This is a genomic window from Sphingomonas glacialis (genome assembly GCF_006439055.1).
GTDB lineage: Bacteria > Pseudomonadota > Alphaproteobacteria > Sphingomonadales > Sphingomonadaceae > Sphingomonas > Sphingomonas glacialis_A.
Window position 1 is genome coordinate 103,764 of record NZ_RCZC01000007.1, and the last position, 11,391, is coordinate 115,154.

Below are 11,391 nucleotides of genomic sequence, written 5' to 3' on the forward strand. Positions count from 1 at the left end.
GCACGCGTCGGACCGATTTGAGAGATGTTTGGAGAATGATGATGCGCAGCCCCAACCCCCGTCGCGCCGCGATCGCGTCGCTGCTGTCGGCCGGCCTGCTCTTTGCCGGCTGCTCGGCGGCGTCGGCGCAGGCGTCGCACGAGGTCCCGCGGATCGAGAGCCGCAACGGCCGCCACGCGCTGATCGTCGACGGTGCGCCGTTCTTCATGCTCGGCGCGCAGGTCAATAATTCGAGCAACTATGCCGAGCCGCTCGCGACGGCGTGGCCGGTGCTCGACCGGATCGGCGCCAATACCGTCGAGGTGCCGATCGCGTGGGAGCAGGTCGAGCCGAAGGAGGGCAGCTTCGACTTCAGTTTCCTGCAGACGCTGCTCGACCAGGCGCGCGCGCATGACAAGCGGGTCGTCTTGCTATGGTTCGGGACGTGGAAGAACACGTCGTTCTCCTACACCCCCGATTGGGTCAAGCTCGACAACAGCCGCTTCCCGCGGATGAAGACCAAGGACGGCAAGGATCACGGCGTGCTCAGCGCGCACGGTGCGGCGACGCTCGCGGCGGACAAGCGCGCCTTCGTCCAGCTGATGACCTATCTGCGCGATCACGATCCGCAGAACACCGTCATCATGGTGCAGGTCGAGAACGAGACCGGCAGCTACAAGAACCCGCGTGATTTCTCGGCGACCGGCAATGCGCTGTTCGCCAAGCCGATCCCCGCCGCGCTCGCGCAGCGCGTCCACAAGACCGGCAGCTGGAGCGCGGCGTTCGGCGCGCAGGCCGACCGCGCGTTCAACACCTGGTATGTCGGCAGCTACGTCAACGCGATCGCGGCAGCGGGCAAGGCGATCAAGCCGCTGCCGATGTACGTTAACGCCTCGCTTTCGGGTCCCTCGAACGTCCCCGATCCCTACGGCGTGGCGAGCGGCGGGCCACAGCAGGACGTGCTCGACATCTGGAAGGCGGCGGCGCCCGCGATCGATCTCGAGGCGCCCGACATCTACGACAAGACCAGCGGCAACGTGATCAAATATCTCGATCAATACGCCCGTGCCGACAACGCGCTGATGGTCCCCGAAATGGGCAATACGCGCGATTTTGCGCGCTTCTTCTGGCCGACGCTCGGCCGCGGGGCGATCGGCTTCGCGCCGTTCGGCATGGACGATACGGGGTACGCCAATTACCCGCTCGGCGCGGCTGATCTTTCGGCAACGACGCTCGACGCCTTCGCGCTGCCCTATGCAGCGGTCGGATCGATGATGCGCGACTGGGCGAAGATCGCCTTCGAGAAGCCGACCTGGGGTGCCGCCAAGCCCGACGACGGCGCGAAGCAATCGACGCGGATGGGCGACTGGACGATCACCGCGGCGTGGGGCGAGTGGCAGTTCGGCATGAAGGACTGGGAATGGCTCAAGGGCGATGCGCCGCCATGGGACAAGCAGCCGGTCGGCGGCGTCGCGGTCGCGCAACTCTCGGCGGATGAATTCCTGGTCATGGGCGACCATGTCCGCGTTTCCTTCGCGGGCGCCCCCGGCACCCCGGCGAACGGGATCGTCGTCCGCGTCGAGGAAGGCCGGTTCGACAAGGGGCGCTGGGTCATGAAGAGGGTCTGGAATGGTGATCAGACCGATTACGGGCTCAATCTGGTCGCGCGTCCGCAGGTGCTGAAGGTGACGATGGGACGCTATCGCTAGCAGCGATGGCGTCGGGCCGCCCGAGCGCGACGCGCACCGCGCGCGTCAGTGCCTCGCGGTCGTACGGCTTCGCAAGCACGATCGTGCGCGCGTCGGCAAGCTCCGCCACGGCGGCCGCGTCGCCGGTCGCAAAGACGATCCCGATCTGCGGCCGCAGCGCGCGCGCGCGCGCGGCGAAGTCGGGGCCGTCCATTCCCGGCAGGTTGACGTCGGTCACCAGCACGTCGATCGCCGCGGTCTGCAACGCCATCGTCGCGTCCTCCGCGCTCGCCGCCTCGACCACGCCGATGCCGGTCGCTTCGAGCATCGCGGCGGTATCGGCGCGGATCAGCGCATCGTCCTCGACCAGCAACGCCATCGGTCGCGCCGAGGATGCCGGATCGGCAGCGGGAAGCGGGGTCGGGCCGCGCCGCGACCGCTGCCCGGCGAGCACCTGCTCGAACTTCCGTGCGAGCGCCTCGCGCGTATAGGGCTTGGAGAGCAGCTCGACCCCGGCATCGAGCTTGCCGCCATGGACGATCGAATTCTCGGTATAGCCCGAGGTGAACAACACCGCGAGATCGGGCAGCCGCTCGCGCGCGCGCCGGGCGAGTTCGGGGCTCTTCAACGTGCCGGGCATGACGACGTCGGTGAACAGCATGTCGATCGGGATGCCGCTCTCGATCACGCTCAGCGCACTGCCGGCATCGACCGCCTTGAGCACCTGATAGCCGAGCTCGCCGAGCAGCTCGACGACGGTGGCGCGGACTTCGTCATCGTCCTCGACCACCAGGACGGTCTCTGTCCCACCGACGATCGGCCCGGCGGTGGTCTCGACCTCGAGATCCTCCGCTGCGGCCGCGCGCGGGAGATACAGCTTGATCGTCGTGCCCTCGCCGAGCTCGGAATAGATCGCGACGTGCCCGCCCGACTGTTTGACCAGGCCGTACACCATCGACAGGCCGAGCCCCGATCCCTTGCCCTCGCTCTTGGTCGAGAAGAACGGCTCGAACACCTTGTCGATGATCTCGGGCGCCATGCCGGTGCCGGTGTCGCTCACCGCGAGCATGACATATTGGCCGGGGGTGACCTCGGAATGGATGCGGGCATAGGCGTCGTCGAGGCTGGCATTGCCGAGCTCGATCGTGAGCTTGCCTTGGCCGTCCATCGCGTCGCGCGCGTTGATCGCGAGGTTGAGCAGCGCATTCTCGATCTGCGCTGGGTCGACGAAGGTGTTCCACAACCCGCCGCCGACGATAGTCTCGATCTCGATCGCTTCGCCGATCGCGCGGCGCAGCATGTCGTCCATCCCGCGCACGAAGCGGGTGACATTGATGACCTTGGGCTCGAGCGCCTGCCGGCGGCCGAAGGCGAGCAGCTGTGCCGCGAGCTTGGCACCGCGCGACACGCCCGCCATCGCATTGGTGACGCGCTTTTCGGCGCGCGCATTGCCCGCGACGTCGAAGGCGAGAAGCTGGAGATTGCCCGAGACGACCTGCAGCAGATTGTTGAAATCGTGCGCCACACCGCCGGTGAGCTTGCCGATCGTCTCCATCTTCTGCGATTGCGCGAGGACCGCCTCGGTCTGGCGACGCTCCTCGATCTCCTGGATGACGCGCGCCTCGAGCGTCTCGTTGAGGTGGCGCAGCTGCGCCTCGGCGCGCGCGCGGTGCGCCGCTTCGCGTTCGAGCGCCTCGGCGCGGCGGACGCGCTCCTCGATATCGAACACCATGACGTGGAAGCCCGGCACCGAACCATCGGCTTCGACGCGCGGAATATAGCGGATTTCGGCGCGCCGGGCGCCATCGGCATGCGGCATCACGTCATCGACGGAGATATCTTCGCCGGCGAGCGCGCGTTCGATCAGCGGCGCGCGTCGGCGGTAGAGTTTGTCGCCCATCACCTGGCGGACCGACCGGCCGATGATCTCGCTGCGCGGTCGGCCGGTCCAGGCTTCGTAATAGCTGTTGGCGAAGCGATAGATCTGGTCGCGATCGATATAGGAGATGAGGATCGGCATCGCGTCGGTGATCGTGCGCAGCTCGGCTTCGCGCCAGGCGAGCTGACGTTGAGCCGCGACCTTCTCGGTATTCTCGACGACGGTACACATCACCCCGCCGACCTGGCCGACATCGTCATAGACCGGGGTGTAGAACAGATCGAACACCACCGCTTCGGGCGCGCCGTAGCGGTGGAGCACCATCGTCTGGTCGCGCAGCGCCTGAACCTCGCCGCGAAAGCCGGCCGCCAGGATCTCGCGGTTGAAATCCCAGATCTCGGGCCAAATCTCGCGCACCCTGCCGCCGAGCGCGCGGGGATGGTTATCGCCGGCGATCGCGCTGTAGCCGTCGTTATAGAGCATGACATGGTCGGGGCCCCACATCAGCACCTTGGCGACCGGTGAATTGACGATGTTGTTGAGCGTCGCGCGCAGCGGCGCGGGCCAGCTGGCAAGGCTGCCGAGCGACGTTTCCGACCAGTCGCGCGCGCGAATCAGCGCACCGCAGTCGCCGCCGCCGATCAGCCAGGGGGTTGCCGAGTCCATGCCTGCGGCCCGTCCGTCGCGCAACAGGCTCACCGCTGCACGTACCGCATCGTCGGCCGTAGCGTAATCGCCTTGCGCGACCCGCGCTTCGATGAACTGGTCCAGCTCGGGCGGGAGCGAGACGGTGCGAGTCTGTGGCGTGGACATGGCAACTCTTTGCAATGCCGCTTGGCTGTGTCAACTGATCACCCGGTCGGGCCGGGTCCGTCAAGCCTAGCTCCCCCAACGCCTGGGTGACCGGGCAGGGCGGGGGCGGTCGGGAGCGGGCGCATGGCCCATCGGTAGCGGGAGACAAATGGTGCGGAACGGTCCTCTTTCGCGTGCCATCGGTGTCGCGATGCTGGCCTTCGCCACTCCGGGTGCAGCCCAGCTTGCCTCGCCCGTTGCGATCCCTACCTATACGCCACCCGCGGTCAGCAAGGCGCAGAGCGCGAACGCCATCCATATTTCGAGCCGCCCCGCGCCGGTCCCTGTCGTGCTGGCGGTCACGCCAAGCGGATCGGACGACGGCGACGGCAGCGCGGCCAGGCCGTTCGCTACGCTGGCGCGCGCGCAGGTCGCGGTGCGGCGGCTCAACGGCGACCACGACGTGACGGTGCGACTGGCCGACGGAGTCTATCGGTTGAAAGCGCCGCTGCGCTTCACCGCTGCGGATGGCGGGCAGCGCGGGTTTACCGTGCGCTGGGAAGCCGCGCCGGGCGCGCATCCGGTCGTCTCGGGCGGGACGCCGGTGACGGGCTGGACGCTGGCCGATCGACAGCGCGGAATCTGGGCGGCCGACATCCCGCGCGGAGTCGATCCGCGTCAGCTCTGGGTCGGCGGGCATATGGCGCCGCGCGCCGCGGTTCGCGCGCCGCGCACCGCCTTCCGCTTCGACAAGAGCGGGATCGAGATCGTCGATCCGACGTGGCGTTCACTCGCCAAGCTGCCCGATCAGACGCGGATCGAAGTCGAGGCGACGGGATGGTTCACCGATCGCCATGCGATGGTCGCGCGGATCGACGGCGATCGCATCCTGATGCAGCAGCCGGGCTGGCGCAACAATCTGGTCGGCTACGACACCTTGGCGCGCTCGGTCTGGGGTGACAATGCTGCGCTGTTCTTCGTCAACGCGCTCGCCTTCGTGCGCGACCCTGGCCAATGGTATGCTGATCCCGCCGCGGGTAAGCTCTATTACAAGCCCGCCGCCGGCGAGGATATGGCGCGGCTCGACGTCGTGCTCCCGCGGCTCGAACTGCTGCTGTCGATCGCCGGTAGCTATGATGCGACGATCAAGGACCTGCAGTTCCGCGGGCTGAGCTTCCGCCACACGAGCTGGCTGCTGCCCTCGGGGCCCGAAGGCTATGCCAGCCAGCAGAGCGGATCGTTCCTTGCTGGCGACTGGCCGGGCTATCCCGACGATCCGGTGCGTGATTGCTCGTGGGGCTGCCGTGGGTTCGAGGCGATGCGCAACCGCTGGCGCCAGCAGCCCGCAGCGATCCAGGTCGCCGCGGCGACGCGGATCGTGTTCGATCATGACGAATTCACCGAGCTCGGCCAGATCGCGCTCGGGATCGGCAACAATCCCGACGCCAATGCCAGCGGGATCGGGCTGGGCACCAGCGCGATCGAGGTGCGCCGGTCGCGCTTCACCGATCTCGCTGGCGGGGCGATCATGGTCGGGGGCGTGCAACCCGATGCGCACCATCCGTCACGGTCCGAAATGGGCGTGCGCGACGTGGTGATCAGCAACAATCTGGTGCGCACCGTGTCGCAGCAGTATCGCGAGCAGGCCGCCATTCTCGTCACCTATGCCAGCGGCGCGGTGATCTGGCACAACGACGTGTCGGCCGCGCCGTATGACGGGATCGATATCGGCTGGGGCTGGGGGGCGAACGATCCCGGCGGCAATGCGGCCTATTTCACCGCCGATCGCGGCTATTACGATCAGCCGGGCAATCGCGTGTACGACACGCCGACGACGCTGCGCGATACCGTAGTGGTCGGCAACCGCGTCCATGACGTGAAGCAATGGTTTCCCGATGGCGGCGCGATCTATCATCTCTCCGCCGATCCCGGCGCGCTCATCGCCGAAAACCATATCTACGATATCAAGGACGGGATCGCGCTCTATCTCGACGAGGGATCGCGCTACGTCACGCTGCGCAACAATGCGATCAGCAACGTCGCGGTCTGGCTCAACATGAATTCGCAGGACCAGCTCGCACCGCGGCGCACCGCGATGGACAATCTCGCGATCGGGAATTGGCACGATAGCGGAAAGCGCACCGGCCAGTGGACGCCGTACGTCAACAATCGCGAAGTCGAGACGGTGACGGTTGCGAACGGCGCATGGCCGGACGCCGCGCAAGCGATCATCGCCAAGGCCGGGATCGAACCAGAACGCCCGTAACGGCGCACCCGCAGCGGTTTAGAGGCCGCATTGCCGTGCGCGCGATGGCCCCGCACGATCACGAAATGACCATTTGTCGGAGCTTCGCGCTTTCCCGACCCGCTCGGCGTGCGCGGTCGACACCTCCCGATTTCGGCGACCTCCAAACGTATCTCTTTAGCACTTATAAATTTCTGTTTTCATATGTGATGATGTCGTCTATGCCGTCCTCAAGTCCAGACAGGACAATCAGGGAGGGGATTCGATGAGGAACAGCGTACGGATTTTGGCGAGTGTCTCGGGTCTGGCGATCGGCATCTGGAGTGTCGCCGCGGCGCACGCACAGACGACCCCGGCGCCACAGACGAGCGGCCCTCCCGCAACACCGACCACCGCCGCGCCGCAGCCGCCCGAAGCGGACCCGGCCGATATCGTCGTCACCGGGCTGCGCGGCAGCCTCGCCTCGGCGCAGGCGATCAAGCGCAATTCCGAGCAGATCGTCGATTCGATCACCGCGCAGGACATCGGCAAATTCCCCGACACCAACATCGCCGAATCGCTCCAGCGCATCTCGGGCATCCAGATCCAGCGTAACCTCGGCGAGGGCAGCACGGTCGCGATCCGCGGCCTTAGCGAAGTGCGCACCGAGCTCAACGGCCACGACATCTTCACCGCGAACGGCGGCGTCGGCCTCGCGTTCGACGAAGTCGGGCCCGACCTGCTGTCGCGCGTCGATGTCTTCAAGAACCCTTCGGCGGAGATGATCGAAGGCTCGCTCGGCGGCACGATCGACCTGCGCACGCGCAAGCCGTTCGATGCGCCGGGGCGGATCATCGCGGCGACCGTGTCGGGCACCGAATATGATCTTGCAAAGAAGAAGGGCTGGGGCGGGTCCGCGCTCTACAGCAACCGCTGGCACACCGGGCTCGGCGAGATCGGCGTGCTGCTCAACGCCTCCTACCAGCGGTCGTTCTTCCGCCAGGATCTCGACCAGGTTGAGCCCTACAACATCCACGGCCCGAACGCCGATCCGGGCGGCGCGCCGGTGCAGTCGACGCTCGTGCCCGGCTATGCCGGCCAGAACATCCAGGTCCAGAAAGGCGGCGGCTTCAACGTCGCGCAGGGCGATCGCAAGCGGCAGAGCATCTCGGGCGTGCTGCAATGGCGCCCGGCCGACAATGTCGAGGCCTATGCCCAGGTCCTGAGCACGACCTACAAGTTCACCGACACCGGCGTCGCCTATTTCGCCTCGGACGACGGCGCCGCGCCGACCGGAACCTATACCGTCGCCAACGGGATCGCGACCTCGGGGGCGCTGTCCAATCCGGGCGGGCTGTCGGTCACCTATGGCTCGAACCGCAAGACGCGCACGACCGACATCACGACGGGCGTGAAATGGTCGGTGACCGATCGGCTGAAGGTCGTGTTCGACTATCAGCATATCGATTCGACGGTGAAGCAGGATTCGCTCAACCTCTACATCACGCCCTATACCAAGAGCGGCGGCGTGGCGGGCCTGTTCAACCAGAGCTACAATTACGCGTTCGACAATCGCGGCAAATTCCCGACCCAGCTCGCGACCGACCCGGTTACCGGTGGACCGTCTAACTTCTTCGCCAATACCGCCAATTACGGCTTCACCGCGTATCAGCCCGATCGCATCAGCAACTCGGCGATCGGCAATACGCCACGGCTCGACCTGACCTGGGATTTCGACGACGGCGGTTTCCTCAAGTCGCTGAGCGCGGGCGTGCGCTACAGCAGCAAGACCGCGATCAACCGCGATACCAACGTCAACAACTGGACGACGATCGGCGGGACCTGCGCGAATTATTCGACCGCGGCGAGTTGCTATCTCGTGTCGGCGCACCCCGAGGTGGTCGAGAACAATCCGGGGCAGGCGACGCTGCTGCGCGGGACTGCGTCGAACTCGGTGTTCGGGCCGATTCTGCAGTGGAACCTGTACGATGCACTCCATCCGGACTCGGCGTTCGCGCATATCAAGGCGATCAGCGGCCAGAATGCCGCCTTCGGTTCGCTCGACGATCCGACGCAATCGACCACCAGCCGGGTCAGCGAGAAGGACTATTCGGCCTATGCGCGCGCCGCGTTCGGCACGCATCTCGGCGGCATGGATCTCGATGGCAATGTCGGCCTGCGCTACGTCAAGACCGACGCGTCGGCGTCAGGTTTTCAGATCCTGACCTATCGCACCGCGGGCGCGACCGATTCGACCAGCACCTCGGTGGTCCAGCCGTATAATGGCGGTCGCAGCTACGACACCTTCCTGCCGAGCGTGAACCTCCGGCTGCACGTCACACCCAAGCTGCAGGCGCGTTTCGCTTTCTCGAAGAACATCTTCCGCCCGACCTTCGCGCAGCTCAACCCGACCTTCACGCTGTCGCCCAATTACAACGGGTCGAACAGCACGCCGCTGACGGTCAATTCGGGCCAGCCGTACAACGCCGTGACCAACCCCTATCAGGGATCGGGTTCGGTCGCGGGCAACCCGAACCTCAAGCCCGAGCGGGTGACCTCGTTCGATGCCGCGGCGGAATGGTATTTCGAACCGACCGGCTACATCGCGCTGACGCTGTTCCGGAAGAACCTGCGCGACATCATTGACACGCGCACCTCGCTCCAGACGCAGAACATCGCCGGCGTCGGCGCTGTCCAATTCAACGTGAGCGCAGTGACCAACGTCACCAAGGGGTTCGTCCAGGGCTTCGAAGTCGCCGGCCAGAAGTTCTTCGACTTCCTGCCGGGGCCGCTCTCGGGCTTCGGCGTCGCGGCGAACTTCACGCTCGCCGACAGCGATGCCGGGACGCTCGCTTCGGGCAATGTCGGGTCGCAGACGCAGTTCAAGGTGCCGCTGATCAACCTGTCGCGGACCAGCTACAATCTGATCGCCCTGTACGACAAATACGGGGTCACCGCGCGCGTCGCGTATAACTGGCGCTCGAAGTACCTCGATTCGGTCAGCGAGAATGGGGCGGCGACCTTGCCGATCTATTTCAAGGCGTACGGCTCGCTCGACGCTTCGATCGGCTATCAGCTCAACCGCTGGGCCTCGATCACGCTTGACGGCCAGAACCTCTCGGACTCGGTCGCCAAGAGCTATCAGGGCGATCCCAATCTCCTGCGCAATTACCAGATCAACGACCGCCGCGTCTCGGTCCGGTTGCAGGTCCGCTATTGATGGCGCGACGGGCGCTTGACGCCGCCGCCATCTGAACGTCCCCCTCATGGCGGTCGTGCCCATCTCGGGCACGCCGCCACTTTTTTGGAGCAAGCTGTGATGCGGGACGGGCCGGTCAGATCGGTCGCCATCGTCGGTGGCGGCACTGCGGGGTGGATGGCGGCGGCGGCGCTCGCGCGCAACTTCGCGGCCGATCGCGTGGCTGTGACGGTGATCGAATCGCCCGAGATCGGCACCGTCGGCGTCGGCGAGGCGACGATTCCGCCGATCCTGCAATTTAACGCGTTGCTCGGGATCGACGAGGACGAGCTGGTGCGCCGAACCCAGGCGACCTACAAATTGGGGATCGAGTTCCGCGACTGGGGCGCGATCGGCGAGCGCTATTTCCATCCCTTCGGGCGCTATGGCGCCGATCTCGGCGGGGTCGCCTTCCACCATCATTGGCTGCGGACGCGCGAGGGGGCGTGGTCGGAATATTCGCTGCCCGCGGTCGCCGCGAGCGAGGGGAAGTTCGCGCGGCCCTCGGATGATCCGCGCAACGTGCTGTCGAACATCTCGTACGCGCTGCAGTTCGACGCCGCCTTATATGCCGATTTCCTGCGCGAGCTGGCGATCGGGCAGGGCGTGCAGCATGTCCAAGGCCGTGTCGTCGATGTGCGCCTCGACGGCGAAACCGGCTTCGTCGAAGACCTTAAGCTTGCCGACGGCCGCGTCTGCCGGGCGGACCTGTATATCGACTGTTCGGGCTTTCGCGGCATGCTGATCGAGCAGGCGCTCGAGACCGGCTATGTCGATTGGTCGCACTGGCTGCCGATGGATCGCGCGATCGCCGTACCGACCCCCGCGATCGAAGCGCCGACCCCCTATACCCGTGCCACCGCTGGCTCGGCGGGATGGCGCTGGCGGATCCCGCTCCAGCACCGCACCGGCAACGGCCATGTCTATGCGAGCGGCTTTATCGGGGAGGACGAAGCGACCGCGCAATTGCTCGCCGCGCTCGATGCGCCGGCGCTGGCCGAGCCGCGACATCTGCGCTTCACCACCGGCCGGCGGCGGCTGTCGTGGAACCGCAACGTCGTCGCGCTCGGGCTCGCCTCGGGCTTTATCGAGCCGCTCGAATCGACCAGCATCCATCTGATCCAGCGCGGCATCGCGACGCTGATGTCGCTCTTCCCGAGCAACGGCTTCGCCGCGCCGGAGATCGACCTCTACAACAGCCTGATGCGCAGCGAGATCGAGGCCGTCCGCGATTTCGTGATCCTGCATTACAAACTGACCCGGCGCGACGATTCCCCATTCTGGCGGCACACGCGCGCGATGGCGGTGCCCGACAGCCTGGCGCAGCGCCTCGCGATCTTCGACAATCTCGGCCGGTTGATCCTCGATCCGTCCGAGCTGTTCCGCGAGCCGAGCTGGCTCGCCGTGCTGCTCGGCCAGGGCGCGATGCCGCGCGGGCACGATCCGCTCGCCGACGGATTGCCCGAGGACGCGGTTCGCGCGCAGCTGCAACGGATGCGCGCCGTGATCCGCCAAGGCGCCGCCGTGCTACCGAGCCATGCCGATTTCCTGAGCGGCGTCCGCGCTGCGTCACCCGCCCGGAGTTGAGACG

5 protein-coding genes are annotated in these 11,391 nt (G+C 66.3%); 4 read left to right on the plus strand and 1 reads right to left on the minus strand.

Features of this window, described 5'->3' with window-relative positions:
- The first annotated feature begins 35 nt into the window (after positions 1–35).
- A complete protein-coding gene (locus EAH76_RS18875) occupies positions 36–1,688 on the plus strand; it encodes a DUF5597 domain-containing protein (RefSeq protein WP_140851823.1) in 1,653 nt (550 codons plus the stop codon).
- Here the strand turns inward: EAH76_RS18875 and EAH76_RS18880 are convergent.
- Complete coding sequence (locus EAH76_RS18880; RefSeq protein WP_140851824.1) at positions 1,633–4,359, minus strand: response regulator; 2,727 nt, start codon at positions 4,357–4,359, stop codon at positions 1,633–1,635. The two genes, EAH76_RS18875 and EAH76_RS18880, sit on opposite strands and share 56 nt — an antisense overlap.
- A 190-nt stretch (positions 4,360–4,549) precedes the next feature.
- Here EAH76_RS18880 and EAH76_RS18885 point away from each other — a divergent pair, with 190 nt between their 5' ends.
- From EAH76_RS18885 to EAH76_RS18895, 3 genes are all read left to right on the plus strand, one after another.
- Positions 4,550–6,604 carry a right-handed parallel beta-helix repeat-containing protein gene (locus EAH76_RS18885; RefSeq protein WP_140851825.1) on the plus strand — a complete coding sequence of 685 codons (2,055 nt, stop codon included), beginning with the start codon at positions 4,550–4,552 and terminating at the stop codon, positions 6,602–6,604.
- A gap of 244 nt (positions 6,605–6,848) precedes the next feature.
- Positions 6,849–9,782 carry a TonB-dependent receptor gene (locus tag EAH76_RS18890; protein WP_140851826.1) on the plus strand — a complete coding sequence of 978 codons (2,934 nt, stop codon included), beginning with the start codon at positions 6,849–6,851 and terminating at the stop codon, positions 9,780–9,782.
- A gap of 99 nt (positions 9,783–9,881) precedes the next feature.
- Complete coding sequence (locus EAH76_RS18895) at positions 9,882–11,387, plus strand: tryptophan halogenase family protein (RefSeq protein ID WP_140851827.1); 1,506 nt, start codon at positions 9,882–9,884, stop codon at positions 11,385–11,387.
- The last annotated feature ends 4 nt before the right edge of the window (positions 11,388–11,391 follow it).

What these genes read in the sequence shown, in the direction of transcription:
- EAH76_RS18875 (WP_140851823.1), top strand. Translation starts at nt 36, where the DNA reads ATGATGATGCGCAGCCCCAACCCCCGTCGCGCCGCGATCGCGTCGCTG.
- EAH76_RS18880 (WP_140851824.1), bottom strand. Translation starts at nt 4,359, where the DNA reads ATGTCCACGCCACAGACTCGCACCGTCTCGCTCCCGCCCGAGCTGGAC.
- EAH76_RS18885 (WP_140851825.1), top strand. Translation starts at nt 4,550, where the DNA reads ATGCTGGCCTTCGCCACTCCGGGTGCAGCCCAGCTTGCCTCGCCCGTT.
- EAH76_RS18890 (WP_140851826.1), top strand. Translation starts at nt 6,849, where the DNA reads ATGAGGAACAGCGTACGGATTTTGGCGAGTGTCTCGGGTCTGGCGATC.
- EAH76_RS18895 (WP_140851827.1), top strand. Translation starts at nt 9,882, where the DNA reads ATGCGGGACGGGCCGGTCAGATCGGTCGCCATCGTCGGTGGCGGCACT.